Genomic DNA, 24,081 nt, shown 5'->3' on the forward strand with positions numbered 1-24,081 from the left:
TCAAGCTTGGGGACCTACGTCGCGGGTCCAGGGGCAGAGCCCCTGGCCTTGCCTCCCTCCCTACGCCCCCAGCCTCCGCCGCAGGGCGAGCACGGCGCTGTCGGGGGTGGTGAGCACGCGTTTGCCGGTGGCCGCGGCCACGGCGGTGGCGGCCCGGGCGAGGGAGAACTGGCCCAGGGCGATGGCGTCGCATTCTTTGAGGTCCAGGGCGGCTTTGGCGGCCAGGTAGTCGTGTTCGGTGGGGTTGCCGGCGTCGAGTGCGGCGAGTGCGCCTTCGGCCAGTTTCGTGGTGATGGTCATGCCCGGCGGGAATTCTGCGGGCATGGAGGCCAGCGTGCCGGCGAAGGTGGCGAGCAGGCCGATGTGGGTGCCGGCGGTCTTGGCTTCCTCGATCATGGCTTCGTTGGGCTTGAGGACGGGGATGTCGGGGTGGGCCGCGACCACGGCGTCGATGCAGGGTCCGAAGGCGGAGCAGGTGAACAGGATGGCGTTGGCGCCGGTGCTGACGGCGTAGTCGGCGAGCGTCAGGAACCGCGTGGTCATGGCGGGCGTGAGGGCGCCGTCGCGCGCGAGGTCGGCTGAGAGGCTGTCGTCGAGCAGGTTCATCAGCTTGGGTTCGGGCCAGAGGCGCGCGAAGGCCTCGGCGATGGCGGCGGGCGAGTGGCGCAGCGCGTGGATGAGGGCGATGCGCATCAGGGTGCGCCGCAGCGGCGCAGCGTGAGCGGGAAGTCGGTGCAGCCGGGGAAGGCGATCTCGTTGGGTCCGCGGCGTTCGACGTTCAGCGTGTCGGGGTTGCCGGTGCAGCCGAAGCCGATATCGGGCGGCAGGCGGGCGGCGAGCGCGCCGGTGGCGGCGACCGGGACGAAGCGGAACTGCACGCCGCCGGCGGCACCCGCGACCGTCTCGATGCCGCGCTGGCGGTAGCCGACGTCGATGACGCCGGTGCGCAGGACGACGTCGCGGGTGAAGATGACGCTGGGCTGGGCGTAGCAGGCGGAGGAGGTGGTGTCGGTCGCGGGGAACAGGCCGCCGGTCCAGCTGCCGTAGAGCCATTCATGCGGCGTGGCACCGGTCTGGGCCACGGCGCCGCCGGCCAGCAGTGGCAGGGCCAGGGCAGTCACACGCCAAAATCCTCGCATCGCGTCACGGTCTCCGTTGTTGCGGCTGCTTGTAAAGCATGGGCGTGACGAGGGGAAACAAGGGTCTCGCCTCGATTACACGCAAAGGTTGCTGGAAGGTTAACGGAGCCCGGCGGCAGGTTTCGGGCATGCGCATCCCTGCCATTCCGATCGCCCGCCCGCCGCGCCGGCTGCACCGCGACCAGAACGGGCGGTTGCGGTTCATCGATCCTTCATCGCTGGGCGCTACCATCCTGGGCATGATCAGCAGCAACAGCCTGGCCGCCTTCACCGCTGAAGTATCCCGCAATGCGGGCATCCAGGGCGGCGCGCAGGCGGTGCGCGGAGCGGCGCCGGAGGCGGGGCGGCAGGCGCCCGCAGTGGGGCGCACGCTGGGCGCCGTGCCGCCATCCCCTGGCCAGGTGCTGCCGCGCGGATCGCTGCTCGACCTGCGCGTCTAGACCGGCGTCATGATAGGTTGGTGCCATGAGCACCGGCCGCTTCGAAATCCGCATCCCCGAAGGCGATGAGCACGAGCGCAAGGTCTGCGCCGATTGCGGCTATGTGGCCTACGAGAATCCCAAGCCCGTCGTGGGCTCTGTCGTCGCCACGCCCGATGGGCGGGTGTTGCTGTGCAAGCGCGCCATCATGCCGCGGCGCGGCTTCTGGACGCTTCCCGCCGGCTACATGGAGATGGGCGAGACGGTCGAAGCCGGCGCGGCGCGCGAGGCCTGGGAAGAAGCCCAGGCCCGCATCAGCATCGAGGGCGTGCTCGCGGTCTATTCCATCCCGCATCTAGGCCAGGTGCAGGTGTTCTTCCGCGCGGGGTTCGCCGAGCCCGGCTTCGCGGCCGGGCCGGAGAGCGAGGCGGTGGCGCTGTTCGCCTGGGACGAGATCCCGTGGGAGGAGCTGGCCTTCCCCTCGGTGCGCTGGGCGCTGGAGGCGTGGCGCGCCTCGGCCGGCGCGCCGCTGCCGGCCGCCGCGCAGAACCCGGCCTAGAGCGGCGGAAGCTTCGACAGGTACAGGATGGTATCCTCCGCCTCTGCCAGGATCGCGGCGGCGTCGCAGGCGCTCACCTGGCCGTCGAGACCCAGGCGGCGAAGCGGAAACCGCTCCGCGATGGAGGCCAGGGTCGCCGCCGGCGCCGTGCAGCGGGCCGGATTGAATTCCAGCAGCATGCGGATGTTCGGGCTGCGCGTGATCAGCGCCTGCATGCCGCGCCAGACCAGCTCCTCGGCCCCTTCGACGTCGATCTTGAGGAAATCGACCGGTCCTTCGATCAGCGTGTCGAGCGGCGCGGCCGGCACCGTGTAGCTCTCGAACTGCTCGGGGTCGAAGGCACCCAGCCCGGCTTCCTGCCCCGGGCGGATGCAGCCATTCTTGGGGTCGCGGGTCTGCACCAGGAACGGGATCTCGGCGGCCGCGACTTCGGCCACGCCCACCGCGCGCGGCGTCACGCGGGACGGGTAGCCATTGACCGAGATGTTGCTCTCCAGCAGCCCGAAGAGGCGCCGGTTCGGCTCGAAGGCGTGCACCTTGCCGGTCGGGCCGACGAGGTCCGCCATGAGGATGGTGAAGTAGCCGATATGCGCGCCGACATCGGCCACCACCTGCCCGGCGGTGACGTTGCGCAGGATGAATTCGGTCTGCCACAGCTCCCAGTAGCCATCGAGCATGAGGTGCGCGGCGATGCCGATGTCGCGCGTATCGACGTAGAACTTGTACCGCCCGAGCGCGCGGCAGACGGCGGTGACGGGGTCAACGGGTGCGACGGCGCAGCGCGCGCGCGAGCGATCCTCGATCGCCATCCGGTCGGGCGATTGCAGGTCGCGCAGCGAGAGAAGATGGACGCCATCCGATTCCGGTTCCGCGCCGCGCATTGACCACCGTGCCATTCAAACCCTCGTGCCAGAAGCGGGCGCCATCAACCTAGGCGAGAATAGACCAACCGATCCTTAACGCCACTCGCGGGGGAAAGGCGTCAATCCATGACGCCGTAGAGCCGGAAGCGGATCACGCGCAGCAGCCCCGGCGTCGGGCCCAGCGCCGCGCCGGAGCGGAACTCGGCGACCGCGTCCTTGATGCGCTTCTGCCGGCGATAGACCTCGGCGAGGCCCAGATGCGCGTCGCCATGGCCGGGACGGCGCGCCATCACCTGGATGAAGCAGGCCTCGGCTTCGGCCAGCACGCCGTCATCGGCTTCGAGGATCAGCAGCCCCAGCGTCCAAGGCGCAGCGTAGGAATGCGGGAACAGCGCCGCGGCTTCCTGCAGCACCTGGTAGGCGTCGCCGGCGCGGTCCTGCCGCTTCAGCGCCTCCGCAAGGCCGATGAACAGGTGCTCGGGCGCGCCGGGAAAGGCGATGGCGGCGCGGAAGGCGGCCTCGGCGCGCACCGCGTCGCCGCCCATCGCGACGAGCAGGTGGCCGAGCCGCTCATGCGGGAAGCCCATCTCCGGGAACGCCTCGATCGTGGCCTCGAGCGCCGCGATCGCCTCGGCGTCGCGCCCGAGCCGCCACAGCGCGTCGCCCAGCCCTGCCATGGCGCCGATGGAGGCACCCCCGGCCTCGACCAGCGCGCGCAGCTCGCGCTCGGCGAGGGCGACGTCGCCGCCGCAGGCGATCTGGAACTCGGCGTGGCGCTGGCGGATGCCGGCATCCTCGGGCGCTTCCTCATGCGCGCGCATCGCCTCGGCCAGCGCCTCGGCGCGGCGGTCCTGGCGGAGCAGCGCCTCGGCCAGCGTCAGGTGCGGGTGTGCGCCGCCCTCCCCGAAGGAAAAGGCGGCGCGGAGTGCGGCCTCGGCCTCCACCGGGTCGCCGCCACCGGCGATCAGGAACTGGCCCAGGCGCAGCGCGGGGCGCCCCTCGCCGGGCGAGAGCGCGACGGCGCGCCGCGCCGCCTCGACCGCGGTGTCCACCGAGCCGGCGAGGAACGCCACCTCCGCCGCCCCGCTCCAGGCGCCGGCGAGGGTGGCGTCGAGCGCGAGGGCGGCGCGGAACCCCTCCCCCGCCCGCACCAGGTCGCCGATGTTGAGGTCGAAATGCGCCAGCGTCAGGACCAGCTCGGCATTGTCGGGCGAGGACGCCACCGCCTCGGCCGCCGCCTCGCGCGCGCCGGGGCGATCCCCCGCGGCCCAGCGTGCATGGGCCAGGTGCAGCCAGCCGCGCGCATCGGTCGCGACGGCCTCGGCCTCAGCCATCGCGCGCCGCTTCCGCGGGCGTGCGCAGCGTCAGCGCCAGGGCGTGCAGCCCGGCCGAGAATTCCTCGCCCAGCAGCGCATGCACGGCACGCGAGCGGGCGAGCCGCCCCTGGCCGGCGAAGGCCTCGGCCACGATCGTCACGCTGTAATGGGTCTGCCCGCCCGGCGCGGCGCCGGCATGGCCGGCATGGCTGGCGCTGTCATCGGCCACGCTGACCACCGCGCCGGGGAAGGCCAGGTTCAGCGCGCGTTCGATTCGATCCTTGCGATTGCTCATGGCCGCCATCTTGGCCGCATCGCGCGCGCTGTCCACCACGCCCGCTTGTCTTGCGGAGGCCCCCTGCCACGCCCATAACGGCAGGATGGCCAAACGCGGACCCCGCTCGCGCAGCTTCATGGCCGAGCCCGAGGCCCCGCCGCGTCCCTGTGACCAGCCCGGGTGTCCGGAGCCCGGCGAATATCGCGCGCCCGCCGACCGGCGGCGGCTGAACGACTACAAGTGGTTCTGCCTCAACCACGTGCGCGCCTACAACGCGGCCTGGGACTTCTACAAGGGTCTGGGCCCGGCCGAGATCGAGCACGAGATCCGCTCGGACACCGGCTGGCAACGCCCGACCTGGCCGCTGGGAAGGCTCGGCAGTGGCCGCATCGACCCTGCCCTGTTGCGCGATCCGCTGGGCCTGTTCACCTATGCGACGAGCGCGGACATGCACCGACCGTCGCGTCAGGAAACGCCGCCCGAGCTTCGCGCCGCGCTCGACGTGATGGGCCTCACCTGGCCCACCGACCAGCCGGTGCTCAAGGCGCGCTACAAGGACCTGGCGAAGCAGTTCCACCCGGATGCGAATGGCGGCAACCGCGACGCCGAGGAGAAGTTAAAGGACATCAACCGCGCCTATTCGCTGCTCCGCAAGCGCTTGCAGGAGCGGTCCGCGGCGCCGGAGGCGGCCACTGCCGCGGCCGGGTAGCGGCCTACGCCCGAACACCCTACACTCGTCACAATTCAGCCCAGAGCAACGGACACAGATGAACAAGGTCGCGACCCTTCCCGACATCCGCCCCACCGCGGCCATCGACGCGCCGGACATCATGCTCAAGGCGCGCGACGTCTTCGGCGTGGATACCGACATCGAGGTTCCGGCCTTCTCGCTCCGCACCGAGCACGTGCCCGAAATCGACACCTCCTATCGGTTCGACAAGGAGACCACGCTCGCGATCCTGGCGGGGTTCACCTACAACCGCCGCGTGATGGTGCAGGGCTACCATGGCACCGGGAAGTCCACCCACATCGAGCAGGTCGCCGCCCGCCTCAACTGGCCCTGCATCCGCGTGAACCTCGACAGCCACATCAGCCGCATCGACCTGATCGGCAAGGATGCCATCGTGCTGAAGGATGGCAAGCAGATCACTGAATTCCGCGAGGGCATCCTGCCCTGGGCGCTGCAGCACCCCTGCGCGCTGGTGTTCGACGAATACGATGCCGGCCGCCCGGATGTGATGTTCGTGATCCAGCGCGTGCTGGAGGTGGAGGGCAAGCTCACTTTGCTCGACCAGAACCGCGTGATCCGGCCGCACCCGTGCTTCCGGCTGTTCTCCACGGCCAACACGGTCGGGCTGGGCGATACGACGGGCCTGTATCACGGCACGCAGCAGATCAACCAGGGCCAGATGGACCGCTGGAACATCGTGGCCACGCTGAACTACCTGCCGCACGCGCAGGAGACGGCGATCGTGCTTGCGAAGATGGGCGTCGAGAACGACCCCAAGATGAAGAAGCAGGTCGAGGCGATGGTGGCATTGGCCGACCTGACGCGGGCGGGCTTCATCGCGGGCGACATCTCGACGGTCATGTCGCCGCGCACGGTGATCACCTGGGCCGAGAACGCGAAGATCTTCGGCGATATCGGCTTCGCGTTCCGGCTGTCGTTCCTGAACAAGTGCGACGAGGCGGAGCGCCAGACGGTGAGCGAGTACTACCAGCGCTGCTTCAATGAGGAGCTGATGGCGGGCAGCCTGCTGAAGAAGATGGGCTGAAACCCGGCAGCGCCGGCCTCATAAAGATCCGGCGTCGCGGCCCGTTGTCGGCGCCGGCTTGCTGAAGGGAGACTGACATGGCGCGCTTCCTCCTCCACCACGCAGCAAAAACCCGCTCCTTCCGCATCCTGTGGCTGTTGGAGGAGCTCGGCGCCGAATACGAGATCATCCCGCACGAGCTGCAGCAGGGCACCCACAAGAGCCCCGACTTCCTCGCCATCAACCCCGGCGGCAAGTTGCCGGTGCTGGAGGATCGCGGCCCCGACGGCCACTGGACCGGCATCGCCATCTGCGAGAGTGCGGCCATCTGCGCCTATCTCGGCGACGCGGTTCCGAGCGCGCTTACGCCGGCCATCGGCACCCCCGAACGCGCCGCCTACGCCACCTTCATCGCCTATGCCGCCGCCGCGATGGAGCCTGCGCTGATGGACATGGCCTTTCCGCGCGCCGAGCCGCCCCGGCCGGGCATGGCCGGCTGGCCGGATTTCGCCACCACCGTCGCCCGCGTCGAGGCACAGGTCGCGGCCTCCGGCGGCCCCTTCCTGTTGGGGTCTGCCTTCACCATTCCCGACCTGATGGTCGGCGGTCTGCTGCAATGGGTGGTTGGATGGGGCATGCTGAAGCCCTCGCCCGCCACCATCGCCTACCTCGCCGCGCTCGATGCGCGCCCTGCCCTCGCCCGCGCCCGCGCCATCGACGCGCCCGCTTCAGCCTGACGGATATGACCCCATGAGCGGCAAACAGGACCTCTCCCGCCAGGAGGAATTCAAGCGCGCCACCGCCGGCGTCCTCCGCGCCATCGCGCACGCAGCACCCGACGTGCAGGTCACCTACCAGCCCGGCCCCGGCGGCGTGACCGGCAAGCGCGTGCGCCTGCCGCTGCCCACTCGCTCCCTGCCTCCCGCCGAGATGGCCAAGCTGCGCGGGGCCGCCGACGCCGCCGCCCTTCGCCTGCGCCATCACGACGAATCCGTCCACGCCAACCGCTCCCCCGCCCGGCGCGAGGCGCGCGAGATCTTCGACGCGCTGGAGCAGGTGCGCGTCGAATCCGTCGGCTCCCAGCACATGTCGGGCGTGGCGTCCAACCTGCGCGCCCGCCTTGCCGATGAGTGCGAGGCCGAGGGCTATGACCGCATGACGCGGAAGGACCAGCTGCCGCTGCCCGCCGCCCTCGCCCTGCTCGCGCGCGAAAAAATGTCGGGCCTGCCGGCACCCGCCGCGGCGCAGCGCATCCTCGACCTCTGGCGTGGCAGCCTGGTCGACGGCGCCGAGGGTGCCATGGCCGAGATGGCCGAGGCCCAGGGCGACCAGGCCGCCTTCGCCCGCGCCGCTCGAAAACTGCTCGCCGCCATGGACCTGGCCGAAGCCGAGGTCGAAGCGGAATCCGAGGACCAGGAAGAAGGCGACGAGGGCGAGCAATCCTCCCCTGTCCAGGACCAGTCCGCCGAGGGCGAAAGCCAGCAGAAGGAATCCGACCAATCCCTCGGCGCCCAGCCGGAATCGATGCAGGGCGAGGCCGCCGAGGAAGACGCCGAGGAAACCGAGGAAGACGGCGCCGCCGCCGAAGGCGACGACAAGCCAGGCGGCCCGCAGCAGCGCCGCGAGGTCGTCGAGACCGATGATTCCTCCCGCTACCGCCCCTTCACCGCCGCCTTCGACGAGGTGGTGGAAGCCGACGATCTCTGCGATCCCGAGGAACTCGCCCGCCTGCGCCAGCAACTGGACCAGCAGCTCTCCCACCTGCAGGGCGTGGTCGCGAAACTGGCCAACCGCCTGCAACGCCGCCTGCTCGCGCAGCAGCAGCGGGCCTGGGATTTCGACCTGGAGGAAGGCACGCTCGACGTCGCGCGCCTGGCCCGCGTCATCGCTAACCCGACCGTCGCACTCACCTACAAGCGCGAACGCGAGGCGGATTTCCGCGACACCGTTGTCTCCCTGCTCATCGACAATTCCGGCTCCATGCGCGGCCGCCCCATCACCGTCGCGGCCATGTGCTGCGACATCCTCGCGCGCACGCTCGAACGCTGCTCGGTGAAGGTGGAGATCCTCGGCTTCACAACCCGCGCCTGGAAAGGCGGGCAGTCTCGCGAACGCTGGGTGCAGGAAGGCAAGCCGCGCAACCCCGGCCGCCTGAACGACCTCCGCCACGTCGTCTACAAGCCCGCCGACGCGCCCTGGCGCCGCGCGCGCAAGAACCTCGGCCTCATGCTGCGCGAAGGGCTGCTGAAGGAGAACATCGACGGCGAGGCGCTGGAATGGGCCTACAAGCGCATCCTCACCCGCACCGAACACCGCCGCATCCTGATGGTGATCTCCGACGGCGCGCCGGTCGATGACTCCACGCTTTCGGTCAACCCCGGCAACTACCTCGAACGCCACCTGCGCAAGGTGATCGCGGATATCGAAGGCCGCCACGCGGTCGAACTCATCGCCATCGGCATCGGGCACGACGTGACGCGCTACTACCGACGCGCCGTGACCATCGTGGACGCCGAGGAACTCGGCGGCACCATGATGAAAAAACTGACGGAACTCTTCGACGAAGACGCCGAAGACGCGTGGCAACGCGTGGCGGCGGAACGCGCACCGGCGATTGCGTGAAGCAGGGCGGGGGGCTCCGCCCCCTCGACCCCCGGCAGGAGCCTGTGGCCCCTGGACCCCCCTTTGTTGGTTCTTGGGATTGGGAGGGTTGAGCCTCGGCGGAGGCGTGCCGGGTTGGGGAGGGGGCGCATGGAACGCCCTTTGCCAAAGCGTACTCGCGCGACGCGCCCCCTCCCCAACCCGGCCCATTCAGCAAGCACTGCCCGCCCCAATTCCAAAACCAGCAAATGGAGGTCGAGGATCGACACGATCCTCGCGGGGTCCAGGGGCAGAGCCCCTGGCCTTGCCTTCACGCCGCGCGCTGTTGTTCTCCGTCCTCCCCGTCCTCGAGCTCGACCGGGGCGCGATCGGGTTTGGCGGCCTGTCCGGCCTGCATCTCGCTCAGGATCTGACGCTTACGGCGGTCAGTGATCTCGGCCGTTGGCTGACGGCGCGCCTGGTGGTGGAGGGTCTGGTGCCGCGCGCGCTAGTGGATGTGCGCACGGGCTATCTGCGCGACGGCGCCGGCTTGCCTCTGCAGGGGCGGGAGGGCGATGCGGAGTGTCTCGCGCGGCTTCCGGACGGAACCTGGCTGGTGGGGTTCGAGCGTTGGCATCGCATTCGCGCCTATCGCAGCCTCAATGGCGCGGGCGATTACGTGGAGGCGCCGCCGGGGCTGGAGGCGGCGCCGCCCAATGGCGGGTTGGAGAGCCTGGCGGTGTTGGCCGATGGCCGCTGGCTGGCGATCGCGGAGTATCTTGAGGGTCCGGTGCGCGGCACGGCGATGGCGTGGCTGGGCGGCCCGCGGCGGTGGGTGTCGATGGCCTATCGCCCGGCGCAGGATTTCGCGGCGACCGATGCGTGTGCCTTGCCCGATGGCGGTGCGCTGGTGCTGGAGCGCCACTTCTCGATCTTCGGTGGGTTTTCGGCGCGGCTGATGCATCTGCCGGCGGCGATGATCCGCGCCGCGCGGCCCGGCACGGTTCTGGAGGGGCGGCAGATCCTCTCGACGCGGGACGCCCTGCCGCCGGAGAATTGGGAGGGCGTCTCGGTCACCCGTATGCAGGGCGGCCTGGTGGCCGCGCTCGTCTCCGACGACAATGAGCGCAGTTTCCAGCGCGGGCTTGTGGCGTTGTTTCCGCTGGACCTCGGCTAGGTCACGCGTGCCGGATCATCGGCCCGCACCGCGGGCCGCGAGCCCGAGTGGGCGCCCGCCGCTTGAGGGCACACGACAACGGTCATTCTTCATGACCGCTGGTTCTTGCCCTCGATCGCGGCGATCACGGCGGCGGTGACCGTCGCGGTGTCCGCGGTGCCGCCGACATCGGCGGTCATCACGCCATCGGCGCAGACCTGTTCGACCGCGGTCATCAGCGCGGCGGCGGCGGCGGTCTCACCCAGATGATCGAGCATCATCGCCGCGGTCCAGAATGTGGCGACGGGATTGGCCACGCCCTTGCCCGCGATGTCGAAGGCCGAGCCGTGGATGGGTTCGAACATGGAGGGGTGGCGGCGCTCGGGATCGAGGTTCGCGGTCGGTGCCACGCCCAACGAGCCGGCGACGGCGCCGGCAAGGTCGGAGAGAATATCAGCGTGGAGGTTGGTCGCAACGACGGTGTCGATGCTGGCGGGGGTGCGCACCATGCGCGCGGCCATGGCGTCCACCAGCTCCTTCTCCCAGGTCACGTCGGGGAATTCGCGCGCGACCTCGGCGGCCATTTCGTCCCAGAACACCATGCCATGCCGCTGCGCGTTGGATTTGGTGACGACGGTGAGCAGCTTGCGCGGCCGGCGCTGGGCGATGCGGAAGGCGGTGCGCATGATGCGCGTCACACCCACGCGGGTGAAGATGGAGGTCTCGGTCGCGATCTCCTCGGGGTGGCCGCGATGGGCGCGGCCACCATGGCCGGCATATTCGCCCTCGGAGTTCTCGCGAACGATTACCCAGTCGATATCACCGGGGCTCACCGAACGCAGCGGGCTGGTGAGGCCGGGCAGCACGCGGGTGGGGCGGATGTTCGCGTACTGGTCGAAGCCCTGGCAGATCTTCAGCCGAAGGCCCCACAGCGTGACGTCGTCGGGCAGGTCCTTGTCGCCGACGGCGCCGAAGAAGATCGCGTCGAAGGGCTTGAGCGTGTCGAGGCCATCCTCGGGCATCATACGGCCATTCGCGCGGTAGTAGTCACTGCCCCAGGGGAATTCCGTGACGTGCAGCGCGAAATCGCCCTGCCGCGCGGCGAGGGCTTCAAGCACGGCGAGGCCCGCGGGGATCACTTCCTTGCCGATGCCGTCGGCGGGGATGGCGGCGATGGTGTGCAGACGCATGGGCTGGCCTTTTCGTGACGGCGCCGGGTGTTCTTGCTTCCCGACCTGATGGGTTATGGTGAGGCCATGGAACGTCGTCGTCTACTCATCGCGGGTCTTGCCTGCGCAAGCCTGCCTGGCGTGGCCCGGGCGCAGAATGCCGCGGCGCTCGCCCGCGAGTACCAGGGCCTGCATCCGGCCACCTATTACGTCGCGGCGGATCGGCTGATGCAGGCCGGGCAGCGCGACGACGCCGTGTTCATCTTCTATCTGGGCCAGCTGCGCTTCCGCACGCATCTCGCGGCACGCCCAGAGCTTCCACGCGACCGCGACGCGGCCGTCTTCGCGTCGCTGTCGGAGCGCGTGGGACGGCCGGTCAACGAGTACGCCTTCGGCGACATGCCCGCACTTCTGCGCACGCTCGACGCGGTGATGGTCTATGACCGGGAGAATCCGGACCCGTTCACGCCGGCGGCGACCTACCCCGACGCCACGCGCAGCGCGTGCGAGGGCATGGCGCAGTTCCGCACCAACCTCGCCGGCCGCTTCGACGAGATCCGGCGCCTGCGCGCGGCCAACGGGCTGGAGAACCGCTAGGCGCGGAGCAGCGCCCCGCCGGCGACGAGCAGGTCCGCACTGCGGGCGGAAAACGCGCAGGCCACGTCATGCACCAGCGCCACGCGCAGCAGCGCCTTCACGTCGACATCGTGCGGCATGGGCGTCATCGGGTCGACGAAGAAGAATAGCGCGTCGATGCGGCCCTCGGCGATCAGCGCGCCGATCTGCTGGTCGCCGCCGAGCGGGCCACTGAGGACGCGCGTGAGCGAGATGTCGGGGCATTCGCGCAGCACCATCGCGCCGGTGGTGGCGGTGGAGACGATCTCGCAGCGGGTGAGCGCGTCGCGGTGCCGCGCGACCCAGAGCGCCATGTCGGGCTTCAGCCGGTCATGGGCGACGAGTGCGATACGCGCGCCGTGTTCGGCCATGTGTGAAATTTCCCGTGCTTGCGCCGACTATAAGGCGCAGCTCCGACGACAGCATGGGGGAATGAATTCCCCCAAACCCCCATCTTTTATTTTTATCTGTTGGCTACCGTTGCGCAGTGAGCGCCGCCTCCGGCGTGAGGGTGCGGCCTGCGCACGGGAGAGACGTGGGGTTCGGGCGATTTTTTTCTTCCCATGCTTCTCGGCGCCCGGACGGCGCGTAAGGTATCGCTGCAAAGCTCTCGGAGACCGCGCATGCCCCCCGACACCTCGCCCCTCAACCGCGACCTGATCGGCTACGGCGCCAACCCGCCGCACCCGCAATGGCCGGGCAATGCCCGCATCGCGGTGAACTTCGTCCTCAACTACGAGGAGGGGTCGGAAGCCTCCTTCCTCGATGGCGATGGCCGCTCGGAGGCGGCGCATACCGAGGCCATGGGCTCCCCGGTGCCGGCGGGCGAGCGCGACCTCGCCGCGGAGGGCATGTTCGAATACGGCGTGCGCGTGGGCTTCTGGCGCATCCTGCGCCTGTTCGCGCAGCGCAACCTGCCGCTGACGGTGTTCGCCTGCGCGCTGGCGATCGAGCGCCACCCGCCCGCCGCCGCGGCGATCAAGGAAGCCGGCCACGACATCTGCTGCCATGGCTGGCGCTGGGAGGAACACTACCGCCTCGACCGCGAGACCGAGCGCGAGCACATCCGCATGGCGATCGAGAGCCTGACGCGCACCATGGGATCCCGCCCGCTCGGCTGGTACTGCCGCTATGGACCCAGCGTGAACACGCGCGCGCTGCTGACGGAGGAGGGCGGCTTCCTCTACGACAGCGACTGCTACAATGACGAACTCCCCTACTGGGTGCTGCAGGACGGCAAGCCTCAGCTGATCGTGCCCTATTCGCTGGTGAGCAACGACAGCAAGTACGGGCGCGGCGTGTTCGGCACGGCCGATGACTACTTCACCTTCCTCAAGGACCAGTTCGACATGCTCTACGCCGAGGGCGAGAGCGCGCCGAAGATGATGTCCTGCGGGCTGCACATGCGCGTCATCGGACACCCGGCGCGCGCCGCCGGCCTCGCGCGGTTCATGGACTACATCCAGGGCCATGACCGGGTGTGGGTCGCGAAGCGCATCGAGATCGCGGAGCATTGGCGCAGGACCTTCCCCTACGCGCCCGGGATGGAGCAGATCGCGAAGGTGGGATCGTGAGGACGCTGACGCTGGAGCCACTGACCGCCGAAGCCTTCGCGCCCTGGGGCGACGTGGTGGACGCGCCGGCACCCGGCGAGCGCCCGCAGCTGGAGGCGAGCCTCGCCGCCATCGACGGTGCGACGGCGCCGGTGCTGGCGTTCAACAACGTCGCACCCCACGCGCTGCCGTTCGAGGCGACGCAGATGGAGCGGCACAACCGCTCCTCGCAGTGCTTCATCCCGCTCGACGTGTCGCGCTACGTGCTGATGGTGGCACTCGATGTTGGCGGCAAGCCTGACATGACGCGCCTGCGCGCCTTCGTCGCGCGTGGCGACCAGGCGGTGAACTATCACCTCGGCGCCTGGCACCACCCGATGCGCGTGCTGGACCGGCCGGGGCGCTTCGCGGTGCTGATGTGGACCACCGGGCGCAAGCCCGATGACGAGGAATGGGCGGATCTGACGGAGACCGTGTTGCTGGTCGGCTGAGCGCGCCTGCCTTGCGGCCAGGGGGGGCGGGGCGCAGATGGAGGCCTGCAGACACGCCGCGCGCCGCATCCGACACGGGAGCCCCTGATGAAAGCCGTCGCCTATACCGAAAGCCTTCCCATCGAAAACGACCGGTCGCTGTTCGACACCGAGCTGCCGAACCCGGAGCCCGGCCCGCGCGACCTGCTGGTCCGCATCAAGGCCATCTCGGTCAATCCGGTCGACACCAAGGTGCGGATGCGCCGGCAGGGCAGCGCCGAGGCACCCGTGGTCCTGGGCTGGGACGCCGCCGGCATCGTCGAGGCCGTGGGCGCCGAGGTGACGCTGTTCCGCGCCGGCGACGCGGTCTACTACGCCGGCGATATCGGACGGCCCGGATCCAACGCCGAATATGGCCTGGTCGATGAGCGCATCGCGGGTGCGAAGCCCACCAGCCTGTCCTTCGCCGAGGCGGCGGCGCTGCCGCTGACCGCGATCACCGCCTGGGAATCGCTGTTCGAACGGCTGCGCCTGCCGGTCGGCAAGGCCCGCTCCGACGACGCCATCCTCATCATCGGCGCGGCGGGCGGCGTGGGCTCCATCGCCGTGCAGCTCGCCCGGCGCCTGACCGGGCTGACGGTCATTGGCACCGCCTCGCGCCCGGACTCCGTCCGCTGGGTGGAACAGGCCGGCGCCCATGCGGTGATCGACCACACCAGGCCGCTGTCGGAGGAGCTGGCGCGGATCGGCCATCCCACGGTGCGCAACATACTGTCGCTGACCGCGACGGCGACGCACTGGGATGAGATCACCAAGGCCCTCGCGCCGCAGGGCCAGGTCTGCCTCATCGACGATCCGGGCGCGCTCGACATCGGCAAGCTGAAGCAGAAATCCGGCGCGCTGCATTGGGAGTTCATGTTCACGCGGTCGATGTTCGCCACGCCCGACATGATCCAGCAGCACCACCTGCTGAACGAGGTCGCCGCGCTGGTCGATGCCGGGCTGATCCGCACGACGCTGGGGCAGAATTTCGGGGCGATCAACGCGGCTAACCTGCGCCGGGCCCATGCGGCGCTCGAGAGTGGGCGCAGCATCGGCAAGGCGGTGCTCGAAGCCGGGTGAGGCTCAGCCTTCGGCCAGCATGGAGACGTGGGCGGCGACCACCTTCCAGCCTTCGGGGAAGCGCACCCAGGACTGGCTCTGCCGTCCGCGTTTTCCCGTGCTGAGGATCACGTATTCCGTGTTCGCGACGGCGAAGTCGCGCCCGAAGGTGACGATCTTCGTGTTCTCCAGCCGCCGCGCGCGGGCAGCGTGCTGCGCCGGCGTGCGCGAGGCGCGGAACGCCGCGATCATCGCATGCCCATGCAGGTTCTCGCCCACGCCGTAACGCAGCGTGTGCTCGCTGTCCCAGAAGCTGTCGTCGAGGATCGCGACGTCGTTCTCGTCCAGGCCGCGGTCATAGCGTTCGAAGGCGGCGCGGACTTCGGCTATCACCTCGGGGATGTTCAGTTCGTGGGTCATCGGGCGTTCTCCAGGGCAAGGGCGATGGCTGCGAGCCGCGCATCCGCGCCGCGCCAGCAGATGATCGACAATCCGCAGGGTTTGCCGCCCGCGGTGCCCAGCGGCAGGCTCAGCTGCGGCAGGCTCGCCATGCCGGCGATGGAACACAGCAGCCCGATGCGCCCCGATTGACGGTCCAGCTCGGACAGCGAAAGCCCCAGCGGCGGCGCGGTGAAGGGCGTGGTCGGGATGCACAGGATCGCACCGCCCTCGAGCAGCGCGCGCATGCGCTCCACCACGCGCGCGCGGACGGAATTCGCGACGGCAAATTGTTCCGGCGTGATGGTCGCGGCGAAGGCGAGGTTGCGCGCCGCCGAGAACCCGAAGCGCGGATTGCAGCGATCGATCCAGGGCGAGAAGTTCCGCCACGCCTCGGCGCGCTGGCAGATGTTGCGCTGGTTGCCCCAGACCTCCAGCTCGCCCGGTTCGGCCAAGGCGATGGGCGTCACGCCACCGAACATCCCGCCGATGCGGGCGAGCGCCGGTGCCAGCGCCTCGCGCACCTCGGCATCGGCGATGGCGAAGGCATCCTCGGCCACCAGCACGCCGGCGGCGCTGGGCTCGGGCAGCGCCTCGTTCAGCAGGGCCGAGGCCGCGCGCGCGAAGGTCGCGGCGTCGCGCGCGAACCAGCCCGCCGTATCGAACGTCTCCGCCTGACGGAGGACGCCCTCGACCGAAACCGCGCCCAGCGTCGGGCGCATGCCGTAGAGGCCGCACAGGCTCGCCGGCACCCGCACCGAGCCGCCGGAATCCGTGCCCAGCGCGATGTCGCACGCCCCTGCCGCGACGGCCGATGCCGAGCCCGACGAGGATCCGCCCGGCAGGCAGCCCGGCGCGGCCGGGTTGGGCGGCGTGCCTTCATGCGGGTTGAAGCCCAGGATGCCGAGCGAGATCTCGCAGGTGACGGTCTTGCCCACCAGCTCGGCGCCGGCGTCGAGCAGCCGCCGCACCGCCCAGGCGTGACGGGCGGGGGTGGGGTGGCTCGCCGCCCAGTCCGGATTGCCGCCGCCGGTCGGGTGCCCGGCCACGTCGAACAGGTCCTTGGCCGCGAAGGTCAGCCCCGCGAGCGGCCCGCCCGGCGTGCCGGGCAGCGTGACGCGTGGCCCGGGCAGGAAGGCTTCGGCGGGGAATTCCATGCGGCGGCTCCGTGCGGGTGGTGTAGCCAGCCTATCGGGCTCCGGCGCGGCTTGGCAAAGCGGCGCGGTAACCTCGCATCGGCATCGGCCGAACACCCATGGCAAGGCGCCCGCCCGGCGCCCGTGGAGACCTCGCGATGAAACGCCGTTCGCTGCTTCTCGCCGCCCCTGCCCTCGCTGGCTTCCCCGCCCGCGCCCAGGGCGCCGGCCCCGTGGTGGTGGAGCTGTTCACCTCGCAATCCTGCTCCTCCTGCCCGGCCGCGGATGCGCTACTGGTCGAGCTCGCGCAGCGCGCCGAGGTGCTGGCGCTATCCTTCCACGTCACCTACTGGGACCGGCTCGGCTGGCGTGACCGCTTCTCGCTGCGCGAAGCCACGGACCGGCAGCGCGCCTACGCCACCACCATGGGGCGCAACCAGGTCTATACGCCGCAGGCGGTGGTTCAGGGCCGCGCCGATGCGGTGGGCTCGGACCGCGCCGCGCTGCTCGGCGCGATCGGCGCGGCGCGCGCGGCGACGGTGCCGCTGCGCCTCGTGGCCGGATCCGACCAGGTGAGCCTCGGCATCGGCGCGGGCATCGGTGCCGGCGGGCTTTGGCTCGTCGGCTATGACCGGCGGCACGTCACCGCCATCGGCGCCGGCGAGAATGGCGGGCGCACCCTGACCCACGCGAATGTCGTGCGCAGCCTGGCGCGGATCGGCGATTGGCATGGCGGGGCGCACCAGCAATCCGTCGCGCGGCCGGCCGGCGAGCGGGTCGCCGCGCTGCTGCAGGCGCCCGATGGCGGCATCCTGGGCGCCGCGACCGCCTGAGGGTTTTTGTTGCACGCGGCGCTTGACAGGCTAGGCGCGCGCAAGGCAATTTACGAACGTTCGTTCGAAGTTGCCCATGCTCTCCACCAAGGATCGTATCCGCCTGGAAGCCGTGCGCCTGTTCGCCGAGCGCGGCATCGACGCCGTCTCCCAGCGCGACATCGCGGCCGCCGCGGGCGTCCAGGTCAGCACGCTCTACGGGCACTGGACCGGCGGCCGCGACCAGCTGATCGGCGAGACCTTCGTCGCCGGTTATGCTGGCTACGCCCAGGCGCTGGCCGCCGCCGCTGACCCGCATGCCGGGTTCGCCGCGGCACTCGACGCCATGGTGCGCGCCATCTGCCGCCTGCACGGCGAGGATCGCGCGATGTTCGCCTTCCTGCTGCTCAGCCAGCATCGCGGCCTCGACCGCGTGGGCGGCGGCGAAGCCGGCAACCCGGTCGATGTGCTGCAACGGCGCGTCGAAGCCGCGATGGAAAGCCGCGAGATCCCACCCGGCGAGCCAGCGCTGGTCACCGCCGCCATCGTCGGCGTGCTGGTCCAGGCCGCGACCTTCCGCCTCTATGGTCGCTTGGCCCAGGACCTGCCGGCGATGGCCGACGACCTCTCCGCCCTCTGTGCCCGCACCGCCGGGCTGCCAACCCAAGCGAGGACTCCGCGATGAGCGACATCACCACCGCGCTGCTGCGCACGCGGCGCTTCCTGCCACTGTTCGTGACCCAGACCTGCGGCGCGCTGAACGACAACCTGGTCAAGAACGCCATCGCCATCCTGGCGCTGATGCGCATGGCCGAGGCGGGGCCGGCCTTCGTGGCCATGCTCGGCGGCGTCTTCATCGCGCCCTACGTGCTGTTCTCCGGCCTCGCCGGCGAGATCGCCGACAGCCACGACAAGGCGCGCATGATCCGCTGGACCAAGGCGCTGGAACTGGCGCTGATGACCGGCGCGGCGATCGGCTTTGCCTCGGGCAGCTTCACCGTGCTGGTCGTGGTGCTGTTCGGCCTGGGCGTGCAGGCCACGCTGTTCTCGCCGCTGAAATACGGGCTGTTGCCGCAGCATCTGCGCGAGCCTGAACTGGTCGCGGGCAATGGCCTGATCGAGGCCGGCACCTTCTCAGGCATCCTGGTCGGCACCATCGCCGGCGGCGCGCTGATCGGGCTTTCGGCCGGGCCGCTGATCGTCGCCGGGCTGGGCATCGCCCTCGCGGGCCTCGGCATGGTGCTGGCGATGCAGATCCCGCCCGCCCCGCCCGAGGCGGTGGGGCTGCGGGTCGATTGGAACATCTGGCGCAGCACCCGCGCGCTGGTGGTCCTGGCGCGGGGCAACCGGCCCGTCTGGCTCTCCATCCTCGGGCTGTCCTGGTTCTGGACCGTCGGGGCCACGGTGCTGGCCGCCCTGCCGGTAATCGCGCAGACCACGATCCGCGCGGACAGCACCGTCGCCACGCTGCTGCTGACCATCTTCGCCATCGGCGTCGGCGGCGGGTCGGTGCTGTGCGCCAAGCTGCTCAAGGGCGAGGTGAGCGCGCGCTACGTGCCGTTTGCCGCCATCGCGCTCTCCATCGGCGGCGCCGACCTCGCCTTCACCTGCTTCGCGATCGAGGCGGGCCCGCCGATCGCCAACTGGACGGCGGTGCTGGCGGCACCCCTGGGCTGGCGGCTGCTGGCCGACCTGATGCTGCTCTCGATCGCGGGCGGCCTGTATTCGGTGCCGCTCTACGCCATCATCCAGGAGCGGTCGGGTGAGGGCGCGACGTCGCGCATGATCGCGGCCAACAACGTGGTCAACGCCGTCGTCATGGTCGCAGCCGCCGTGCTCTGCGGCGTGCTGGTGGGTGCGGGGATCAGCTTCGAGATCATCATCCTCGCCGCCTCCGCGCTCAATGTCGTGGCCGCCTTCATCATCGCCGCCCTGCTGCCGCAGGAGGTGCTGAAGACCATCTTCCGCGGCTACTTCCGCCTGCTCCACCGCGTCGAGGTGGTCGGCCTCGAGAACTACCCCGCGGAGGGCATCCCCGCGATCGTGACGCCCAACCATCTGAGCCTTGCCGATGGCGCGCTGGTCGCCGCCTTCCTGCCCGGCTACCCGACTTTCGCGGTCGATGTGGGGATGACGCGGAAATGGTGGGCGAAGCCCTTCCTCGCCCCCGTCGACGTCTTCCCCGTGGAGCCCGCCAACCCCTATTCCATCAAGTCGATGATGCGGGCGGTGCGCGATGACAACAAGCGCCTGGTGATCTTCCCCGAAGGCCGCCTCACGCGCACCGGCGCGCTGATGAAGGTCTATGACGGCACCGGCGTCATCGCCGACAAGGCCGGGGCGGTGGTGGTGCCGGTGCGCCTCGAGGGCCTGCAGTACAGCCACTTCTCCTACCTCGGCGGCGTGGTGCGCCGGCGCTGGTTCCCCCGCTACCGCCTGACCATCCTGCCGCCTGTGACGCTGGAGGCGGAGGCGGGCCTGTCCGGGCGCGCGCGGCGCAAGGCGTTGGGCGACGCGATGGACCGGGTGATGAGCACCGCCGCCGTGCAGGCCGCCGATACCGCGCGGTCCCTGTTCGGCGCGCTCCTCCACGCCCGCGACATCCATGGCGGCAAGCGCCCCATGATCGAGGATATCGAGCGCAAGCCCATCGGCCTGTCGCGCGTGCTGCTGGGCGCGACGGTGCTGGGCCGGCGCCTGGCGCGCGAGGCGGCGGTGGGCGAGCGCGTCGGCATCATGCTGCCCAATGCCGCTGGTTCGGTCGTGACCTTCTTCGCGCTGCAGGCCTTCGGCCGCGTCCCCGCCATGCTCAACTTCACCGCCGGTGCGAAGGCCATGCTCGCGGCCTGCAACGCCGCCGAGGTGCGCGTGGTGCTCGCCTCGCGCCGCTTCGTCGAGCGCGGCAAGCTCGGCGCGGTTGTGGACGCCATGGCGCCGCACCTGCGCTTCATCTGGCTCGAGGATATCCGCGCCGAGCTCGGGCTGTTCGCCAAGCTGCGGGGCATGGTGGATGCGCGCCTCGCCCGCCGCCTGCCGGGCGCCACATCGGCACCCGACAGCCCCGCGGTGGTGCTGTTCACCTCGGGCTCCGAGGGCGCGCCGAAGGGCGTGGTGCTGAGCCACCGCAACCTGCTCGCCAATTGCGCGCAGGTGAGCGCGGTCCTGGACATCTCCGCGCGCGACCGCGTGCTGAATGCCATGCCGATGTTCCACAGCTTCGGGCTCACCGCCGGCACGCTGCTGCCGGTCTTTTCCGGCGTGGGCATCTTCTTCTACCCCTCGCCGCTGCATTTCCGGATCATCCCCGAGGTCGCCTACGACACCGAATGCACGATCGTGTTCGGTACCGACACCTTCCTCAACGGCTGGGCGCGCTTCGCCAATGCCTATGATTTCCGCTGGCTGCGCTTCGCGGTCGCGGGTGCGGAGAAGCTGCGCGACGAAACCCGGCGCGTCTTCGCCGACCGCTTCGGCGTGCGCGTCTTCGAGGGCTATGGCGCGACGGAGACCGCGCCGGTGCTGGCCGTCAACACGCCCCGCCAGCCGCAGGCCGGCACGGTGGGCCGGCTGCTGCCGCTGATCGAGCATCGGCTGGAACCGGTGGCCGGCATTCCCACCGGCGGCAGGCTCATCGTGCGCGGGCCCAACGTTATGCTCGGGTACCTGCGCGCCGAGAACCCGGGCGTGATCGAAGCCCCCGTCGATGGCTGGTACGACACCGGCGACATCGTCTCCTTCGACGCGCAGGGTTTTTTGCGGATCGAGGGCCGCGTGAAGCGCTTCGCGAAGATCGCGGGCGAGATGGTGTCCATGCCGGCGGCGGAAGCGCTCGCCACCTCCGTGTGGCCCGATGCGAGCCACGCGGTGGCGGCGGAATCCGATCCGCGCAAGGGCGAGCGCCTGGTGCTGGTGACCACGCGATCCGACGCCGAACCGCGCGCGCTGCTGGCCGAGGCGCGCGCCCGTGGCGTGCCGGAATTCATGGTGCCGCGCGAGATCCTGGTGGTGGGCAAGCTGCCGCTGCTCGGCACCGGCAAGATCGACTATCCGGGCGTGGCGGCGATGCTCGCCGCGCACCGGGTTGAGCGGGCGACGGAATCCGGCAGTATCGCGCACGAACCCGTCCAGGAGACTGCGCCATGATGCCGCTCGCCCGCTTCACCATCCTCGATCTCACCCGCGTGCGCTCCGGCCCCACCTGCGTGCGCCAGCTCGCGGATTGGGGGGCGAACGTCATCAAGATCGAGGCGACGGACGAGGTGGACACGGGGAAAGGGTTGGGCGGCGAGCGCGCGGGGCCGGATTTCCAGAACACGCACCGCAACAAGCGCGCGATCACCATGAACCTCAAGAGCCCCGAGGGCATCGCGACCTTCCGCCGCATGGTCGAGAAGGCCGATGTGGTGGTGGAGAATTACCGCCCCGACGTGAAGGACCGGCTGGGGATCAACTTCGAGGCGTTGTCCGCGATCAATCCGCGCATCGTGCTGGGGTCCATCTCCGGCTTCGGGCAGACCGGCCCCTATGCGAAGCGGCCGGGGTTCGACCAGATCGCGCAGGGCATGGGCGGGCTGATGAGCGTCACCGGCCTGCCCGGCCAGGGGCCGGTGCGGGCGGGCATTCCCGTGGCCGACCTCACCGCGGGGCTCTACACCGCAATTGGCATTCTCGTGGCCCTGCTGGAGCGCGAGACCACCGGCAAGGGACGCTGGGTGCACACCTCGCTGCTCGAAGCCATGGTCGCGATGATGGATTTCCAGGCGACACGCTGGACCATGGCTGGCGACGTGGCCCAGCAGGCGGGGAATGACCACCCGACCACGACCCCCACCGGCCTGTTCCGTACCTCCGACGGCGTCATCAACCTGGCCGGCGGCGGCCAGCAGATGTGGGACCGGATCGTCGCGACCCTGGGGCTGGAGGAGGAAGCGAAGGACCCGGCCTTCGCCACCGACAAGTCCCGCCATTCCAACCGCGCGAAGACCAACGGGTTGCTGCAATCGAAGCTGGAGACGAAGACGAGTGAGGAATGGGTCGCCGCCCTGAACAAGGCCGGCGTGCCGAGCGGGCCGGTCTATTCGATGGACCAGGTTTTTGCAGACGTGCAGGTGCAGCACCTGGGGCTCGCCATGCCGGTCGCGCATCCGGAGCTCGGCGAGATCAAGCTGGTGCGCGCGCCGATGCAGATCGAGGGCGTGTCCTGCGGCAACAAGCCCACGCCGGATCGCGGCGCGGACACGGATGCGGTGCTGGCGGAGTTCGGGTTCTCCGCGGAGGAGATCGCTGTGCTGCGGGAGAAGAAGGCGATCTGAGGGGCGCCGCGCTCAGATGATGCTGCCGCGGGACGCGATGCCGCCATCGATGGTCACGATGGTGCCGGTGATGTAGCCGGCGCGGGGGCTGGCGAGGAAGACGATGAGGTCCGCCACTTCCTCCGCCGTCGCGGGGCGCTTGCCGGGGTATTTGTCGAACAGCTCCTCCCAGCGGCCCTCGTCGCCGAACAGGTCGGTGGCGCGGCGCTTCATCAGCTTCACCATCCGCTCGGTCGCGACGGGGCCCGGGTTCACGCCCACCACCCGCACGCCGTGATCGAGCGAGGCGCCGCCGAGGGCGCGGGTGAAGGCCATCAGCGCCGCATTGCCGGAGGAGCCGGCGATGTAGCGCGCGTCGAAATTCTCGCCGGAATTGCCGATGTCGTTGACGATCACGCCGTGGCCGCGCGCGACCATGCGCGCGTGATAGGCGCGCGTGAGGCTGATGTAGCCGAACACCTTCAAGTCCCACCCGCGCCGCCAGGCCGCGTCATCGACGGCGTCGAGCGGGCCCGCGGGGATGTCGCCGGCGTTGTTGACCAGGATGTCCACATCGCCCACGGCATCGGCGAGCGCGCGCATCGCGGAATCGTCGGAGAGGTCGGCGGCATGGACCGTGATGCGCGCGCCGTGGCGTGCTTCGAGGTCCGCCTTGGCGGCCTCCATCGCCGGCGCGGAGCGTGCGGCGAGGTGCAGGTCGCAGCCCTCGGCCGCGAAAGACTCCGCACAGGCGAGGCCAATGCCCTTGGAGGCGCCGGTGATGAGCACGCTCTGCCCGCGCAGCTTCAGATCCATCCCGCCGCTCCGCCTGTGTGCGGCGCAGAGTGCCGGGCTTCGTTCGCCCGCGCTACGTCCCGCGGTCTACTTCTTCCCGCCGCGCGCCTTGCGCGCGGCGTAGCGCGCGTCGCGCGCCGCCTTCTGCTCGGCGGCGAGGGCCAGGGTACGCGCCTTCTTCTCGGCATCGAGCGCGGTCGCTCGCTGCGCCTGGTCCATCGCGGCGGCGACCGCGCGCTGGGCTTCCTCGGCGTCGCGCCGCGCCTGTTCGGCGGCGAGGCGGGATTCCTCGGCGAGGCGCTGGCGCTCGGCTTCGCGCCTGGCTTCTTCCTCGGCCGCGCGCACGGCGGCCTCTGCGGCACGCAGCGCCTCGCGCTCGGCGGCCCGGGCGGCGCGGGCCTCGGCCTGCGCGACCTGGGCGGCCATGCGGGCCTGCACCACGGGGTCATCGGGGCCCGGCATCGCGCGGAAACGCTCGATCAGGGTCTGCTTGGCTTCCGCCGCCTTTTTCTGCCGATCGGAAAAGCTGTCGAATTTTTGGGCTCTCATGCGGCGCCTTTTACGGGGATTCGCGGGCCAAATCTACCCTGTCGCATCGCCTGCCCAGCACTTCTCTGCCAGCATGGCCGGACGCCGTC

The 24,081-nt window shown here is 70.3% G+C and carries 26 protein-coding genes; 15 read left to right on the forward strand and 11 right to left on the reverse strand.

The window, feature by feature from the left end; genetic code table 11:
• Positions 1-60: 60 nt before the first annotated feature.
• Both GXW79_RS12470 and GXW79_RS12475 read right to left on the reverse strand, forming a co-directional pair.
• Positions 61-693 carry an arylsulfatase gene (locus GXW79_RS12470; RefSeq protein WP_211874721.1) on the reverse strand — a complete coding sequence of 211 codons (633 nt, stop codon included), beginning with the start codon at positions 691-693 and terminating at the stop codon, positions 61-63.
• Positions 693-1,121, reverse strand: coding sequence for a hypothetical protein (locus GXW79_RS12475; RefSeq protein WP_211874722.1), 429 nt, complete (start codon positions 1,119-1,121; stop codon positions 693-695). Before GXW79_RS12475 ends, GXW79_RS12470 begins: the two co-directional genes overlap by 1 nt.
• A gap of 146 nt (positions 1,122-1,267) precedes the next feature.
• Here GXW79_RS12475 and GXW79_RS12480 point away from each other — a divergent pair, with 146 nt between their 5' ends.
• Together GXW79_RS12480 and GXW79_RS12485 are read left to right on the forward strand one after the other, a co-directional pair.
• A complete protein-coding gene (locus GXW79_RS12480) occupies positions 1,268-1,579 on the forward strand; it encodes a hypothetical protein (protein WP_211874723.1) in 312 nt (103 codons plus the stop codon).
• 25 nt (positions 1,580-1,604) lie between these two features.
• Entirely contained in the window at positions 1,605-2,117 is a 513-nt protein-coding gene (locus GXW79_RS12485; protein ID WP_211874724.1) for an NUDIX hydrolase, read from the forward strand.
• Here GXW79_RS12485 and GXW79_RS12490 read toward each other — a convergent pair.
• From GXW79_RS12490 to GXW79_RS12500, 3 genes are all read right to left on the reverse strand, one after another.
• Positions 2,114-2,998, reverse strand: coding sequence for an FkbM family methyltransferase (locus tag GXW79_RS12490; RefSeq protein WP_211874725.1), 885 nt, complete (start codon positions 2,996-2,998; stop codon positions 2,114-2,116). The two genes, GXW79_RS12485 and GXW79_RS12490, sit on opposite strands and share 4 nt — an antisense overlap.
• 101 nt (positions 2,999-3,099) lie before the next feature.
• The gene (locus tag GXW79_RS12495) at positions 3,100-4,314 is read right to left on the reverse strand and encodes a tetratricopeptide repeat protein (RefSeq protein WP_211874726.1); all 1,215 of its coding nucleotides are present in this window, start codon (positions 4,312-4,314) and stop codon (positions 3,100-3,102) included.
• Complete coding sequence (locus GXW79_RS12500; protein ID WP_211874727.1) at positions 4,307-4,591, reverse strand: BolA family protein; 285 nt, start codon at positions 4,589-4,591, stop codon at positions 4,307-4,309. The genes GXW79_RS12495 and GXW79_RS12500 overlap by 8 nt, the downstream gene beginning before the upstream one ends.
• Here GXW79_RS12500 and GXW79_RS12505 point away from each other — a divergent pair.
• From GXW79_RS12505 to GXW79_RS12525, 5 genes are all read left to right on the forward strand, one after another.
• Complete coding sequence (locus GXW79_RS12505) at positions 4,590-5,282, forward strand: J domain-containing protein (RefSeq protein WP_367614895.1); 693 nt, start codon at positions 4,590-4,592, stop codon at positions 5,280-5,282. The genes GXW79_RS12500 and GXW79_RS12505 overlap by 2 nt on opposite strands.
• A 58-nt stretch (positions 5,283-5,340) precedes the next feature.
• Positions 5,341-6,348 carry a cobaltochelatase subunit CobS gene (gene cobS, locus GXW79_RS12510; protein WP_211874728.1) on the forward strand — a complete coding sequence of 336 codons (1,008 nt, stop codon included), beginning with the start codon at positions 5,341-5,343 and terminating at the stop codon, positions 6,346-6,348.
• A gap of 77 nt (positions 6,349-6,425) precedes the next feature.
• The gene (locus tag GXW79_RS12515; protein WP_211874729.1) at positions 6,426-7,064 is read left to right on the forward strand and encodes a glutathione S-transferase family protein; all 639 of its coding nucleotides are present in this window, start codon (positions 6,426-6,428) and stop codon (positions 7,062-7,064) included.
• A gap of 13 nt (positions 7,065-7,077) precedes the next feature.
• Entirely contained in the window at positions 7,078-8,949 is a 1,872-nt protein-coding gene (cobT, locus tag GXW79_RS12520) for a cobaltochelatase subunit CobT (protein ID WP_211874730.1), read from the forward strand.
• Between the two features lie 283 nt (positions 8,950-9,232).
• Positions 9,233-10,084: an esterase-like activity of phytase family protein gene (locus GXW79_RS12525; RefSeq protein WP_211874731.1), complete on the forward strand. Its 852-nt coding sequence runs from the start codon at positions 9,233-9,235 to the stop codon at positions 10,082-10,084.
• A gap of 89 nt (positions 10,085-10,173) precedes the next feature.
• Here the strand turns inward: GXW79_RS12525 and GXW79_RS12530 are convergent, their stop codons facing one another.
• Positions 10,174-11,253, reverse strand: coding sequence for a tartrate dehydrogenase (locus GXW79_RS12530; RefSeq protein ID WP_211874732.1), 1,080 nt, complete (start codon positions 11,251-11,253; stop codon positions 10,174-10,176).
• 66 nt (positions 11,254-11,319) lie between these two features.
• Between GXW79_RS12530 and GXW79_RS12535 the strand changes: the two genes are divergently transcribed.
• Positions 11,320-11,829, forward strand: coding sequence for a hypothetical protein (locus GXW79_RS12535; protein WP_211874733.1), 510 nt, complete (start codon positions 11,320-11,322; stop codon positions 11,827-11,829).
• Here GXW79_RS12535 and GXW79_RS12540 read toward each other — a convergent pair.
• A complete protein-coding gene (locus GXW79_RS12540; protein WP_211874734.1) occupies positions 11,826-12,218 on the reverse strand; it encodes a methylglyoxal synthase in 393 nt (130 codons plus the stop codon). The genes GXW79_RS12535 and GXW79_RS12540 overlap by 4 nt on opposite strands.
• Positions 12,219-12,470: 252 nt before the next feature.
• On the opposite strand from GXW79_RS12540, the gene GXW79_RS12545 reads away from it, so the two are divergent.
• The 3 genes from GXW79_RS12545 (at position 12,471) to GXW79_RS12555 (ending at position 14,992) form a co-directional block, all read left to right on the forward strand.
• On the forward strand, positions 12,471-13,421 hold the full coding sequence (locus GXW79_RS12545) for an allantoinase PuuE (protein WP_211874735.1): 951 nt from the start codon (positions 12,471-12,473) through the stop codon (positions 13,419-13,421).
• Entirely contained in the window at positions 13,418-13,891 is a 474-nt protein-coding gene (locus GXW79_RS12550; RefSeq protein WP_211874736.1) for an ureidoglycolate lyase, read from the forward strand. The genes GXW79_RS12545 and GXW79_RS12550 overlap by 4 nt, the downstream gene beginning before the upstream one ends.
• Before the next feature lie 87 nt (positions 13,892-13,978).
• Entirely contained in the window at positions 13,979-14,992 is a 1,014-nt protein-coding gene (locus GXW79_RS12555; RefSeq protein WP_211874737.1) for a zinc-binding alcohol dehydrogenase family protein, read from the forward strand.
• Positions 14,993-14,995: 3 nt separating this feature from the next.
• Here the strand turns inward: GXW79_RS12555 and hpxZ are convergent, their stop codons facing one another.
• A complete protein-coding gene (gene hpxZ / locus GXW79_RS12560) occupies positions 14,996-15,391 on the reverse strand; it encodes an oxalurate catabolism protein HpxZ (RefSeq protein ID WP_211874738.1) in 396 nt (131 codons plus the stop codon).
• Entirely contained in the window at positions 15,388-16,566 is a 1,179-nt protein-coding gene (locus GXW79_RS12565; RefSeq protein WP_211874739.1) for an amidase, read from the reverse strand. The genes hpxZ and GXW79_RS12565 overlap by 4 nt, the downstream gene beginning before the upstream one ends.
• A gap of 137 nt (positions 16,567-16,703) precedes the next feature.
• On the opposite strand from GXW79_RS12565, the gene GXW79_RS12570 reads away from it, so the two are divergent.
• The 4 genes from GXW79_RS12570 to GXW79_RS12585 all read left to right on the forward strand — a co-directional run bounded on the left by GXW79_RS12570 (position 16,704) and on the right by GXW79_RS12585 (position 22,669).
• Positions 16,704-17,378 carry a DUF1223 domain-containing protein gene (locus GXW79_RS12570; protein ID WP_211874740.1) on the forward strand — a complete coding sequence of 225 codons (675 nt, stop codon included), beginning with the start codon at positions 16,704-16,706 and terminating at the stop codon, positions 17,376-17,378.
• Between the two features lie 76 nt (positions 17,379-17,454).
• Positions 17,455-18,042, forward strand: coding sequence for a TetR/AcrR family transcriptional regulator (locus tag GXW79_RS12575; protein ID WP_211874741.1), 588 nt, complete (start codon positions 17,455-17,457; stop codon positions 18,040-18,042).
• Positions 18,039-21,500, forward strand: coding sequence for an acyl-[ACP]--phospholipid O-acyltransferase (locus GXW79_RS12580; protein WP_211874742.1), 3,462 nt, complete (start codon positions 18,039-18,041; stop codon positions 21,498-21,500). The genes GXW79_RS12575 and GXW79_RS12580 overlap by 4 nt, the downstream gene beginning before the upstream one ends.
• Complete coding sequence (locus GXW79_RS12585) at positions 21,497-22,669, forward strand: CaiB/BaiF CoA transferase family protein (protein ID WP_211874743.1); 1,173 nt, start codon at positions 21,497-21,499, stop codon at positions 22,667-22,669. Before GXW79_RS12580 ends, GXW79_RS12585 begins: the two co-directional genes overlap by 4 nt.
• 12 nt (positions 22,670-22,681) lie before the next feature.
• On the opposite strand, the gene GXW79_RS12590 is transcribed toward GXW79_RS12585, so the two are convergent.
• The gene (locus GXW79_RS12590; RefSeq protein WP_211874744.1) at positions 22,682-23,464 is read right to left on the reverse strand and encodes an SDR family oxidoreductase; all 783 of its coding nucleotides are present in this window, start codon (positions 23,462-23,464) and stop codon (positions 22,682-22,684) included.
• A 66-nt stretch (positions 23,465-23,530) separates the two neighbouring features.
• Entirely contained in the window at positions 23,531-23,992 is a 462-nt protein-coding gene (locus GXW79_RS12595) for a DUF6481 family protein (protein ID WP_211874745.1), read from the reverse strand.
• Positions 23,993-24,081: the final 89 nt, after the last annotated feature.

It is taken from the genome of Plastoroseomonas arctica (genome assembly GCF_018128965.1).
Lineage (GTDB): Bacteria > Pseudomonadota > Alphaproteobacteria > Acetobacterales > Acetobacteraceae > Plastoroseomonas > Plastoroseomonas arctica.

What these genes read in the sequence shown, in the direction of transcription:
- GXW79_RS12470 (WP_211874721.1), bottom strand. Translation starts at nt 693, where the DNA reads ATGCGCATCGCCCTCATCCACGCGCTGCGCCACTCGCCCGCCGCCATC.
- GXW79_RS12480 (WP_211874723.1), top strand. Translation starts at nt 1,268, where the DNA reads ATGCGCATCCCTGCCATTCCGATCGCCCGCCCGCCGCGCCGGCTGCAC.
- GXW79_RS12485 (WP_211874724.1), top strand. Translation starts at nt 1,605, where the DNA reads ATGAGCACCGGCCGCTTCGAAATCCGCATCCCCGAAGGCGATGAGCAC.
- GXW79_RS12490 (WP_211874725.1), bottom strand. Translation starts at nt 2,998, where the DNA reads ATGCGCGGCGCGGAACCGGAATCGGATGGCGTCCATCTTCTCTCGCTG.
- GXW79_RS12495 (WP_211874726.1), bottom strand. Translation starts at nt 4,314, where the DNA reads ATGGCTGAGGCCGAGGCCGTCGCGACCGATGCGCGCGGCTGGCTGCAC.
- GXW79_RS12505 (WP_367614895.1), top strand. Translation starts at nt 4,590, where the DNA reads ATGGCCGCCATCTTGGCCGCATCGCGCGCGCTGTCCACCACGCCCGCT.
- GXW79_RS12500 (WP_211874727.1), bottom strand. Translation starts at nt 4,591, where the DNA reads ATGAGCAATCGCAAGGATCGAATCGAACGCGCGCTGAACCTGGCCTTC.
- cobS (WP_211874728.1), top strand. Translation starts at nt 5,341, where the DNA reads ATGAACAAGGTCGCGACCCTTCCCGACATCCGCCCCACCGCGGCCATC.
- GXW79_RS12515 (WP_211874729.1), top strand. Translation starts at nt 6,426, where the DNA reads ATGGCGCGCTTCCTCCTCCACCACGCAGCAAAAACCCGCTCCTTCCGC.
- cobT (WP_211874730.1), top strand. Translation starts at nt 7,078, where the DNA reads ATGAGCGGCAAACAGGACCTCTCCCGCCAGGAGGAATTCAAGCGCGCC.
- GXW79_RS12530 (WP_211874732.1), bottom strand. Translation starts at nt 11,253, where the DNA reads ATGCGTCTGCACACCATCGCCGCCATCCCCGCCGACGGCATCGGCAAG.
- GXW79_RS12535 (WP_211874733.1), top strand. Translation starts at nt 11,320, where the DNA reads ATGGAACGTCGTCGTCTACTCATCGCGGGTCTTGCCTGCGCAAGCCTG.
- GXW79_RS12540 (WP_211874734.1), bottom strand. Translation starts at nt 12,218, where the DNA reads ATGGCCGAACACGGCGCGCGTATCGCACTCGTCGCCCATGACCGGCTG.
- GXW79_RS12545 (WP_211874735.1), top strand. Translation starts at nt 12,471, where the DNA reads ATGCCCCCCGACACCTCGCCCCTCAACCGCGACCTGATCGGCTACGGC.
- GXW79_RS12555 (WP_211874737.1), top strand. Translation starts at nt 13,979, where the DNA reads ATGAAAGCCGTCGCCTATACCGAAAGCCTTCCCATCGAAAACGACCGG.
- hpxZ (WP_211874738.1), bottom strand. Translation starts at nt 15,391, where the DNA reads ATGACCCACGAACTGAACATCCCCGAGGTGATAGCCGAAGTCCGCGCC.
- GXW79_RS12565 (WP_211874739.1), bottom strand. Translation starts at nt 16,566, where the DNA reads ATGGAATTCCCCGCCGAAGCCTTCCTGCCCGGGCCACGCGTCACGCTG.
- GXW79_RS12570 (WP_211874740.1), top strand. Translation starts at nt 16,704, where the DNA reads ATGAAACGCCGTTCGCTGCTTCTCGCCGCCCCTGCCCTCGCTGGCTTC.
- GXW79_RS12575 (WP_211874741.1), top strand. Translation starts at nt 17,455, where the DNA reads ATGCTCTCCACCAAGGATCGTATCCGCCTGGAAGCCGTGCGCCTGTTC.
- GXW79_RS12580 (WP_211874742.1), top strand. Translation starts at nt 18,039, where the DNA reads ATGAGCGACATCACCACCGCGCTGCTGCGCACGCGGCGCTTCCTGCCA.
- GXW79_RS12585 (WP_211874743.1), top strand. Translation starts at nt 21,497, where the DNA reads ATGATGCCGCTCGCCCGCTTCACCATCCTCGATCTCACCCGCGTGCGC.
- GXW79_RS12590 (WP_211874744.1), bottom strand. Translation starts at nt 23,464, where the DNA reads ATGGATCTGAAGCTGCGCGGGCAGAGCGTGCTCATCACCGGCGCCTCC.
- GXW79_RS12595 (WP_211874745.1), bottom strand. Translation starts at nt 23,992, where the DNA reads ATGAGAGCCCAAAAATTCGACAGCTTTTCCGATCGGCAGAAAAAGGCG.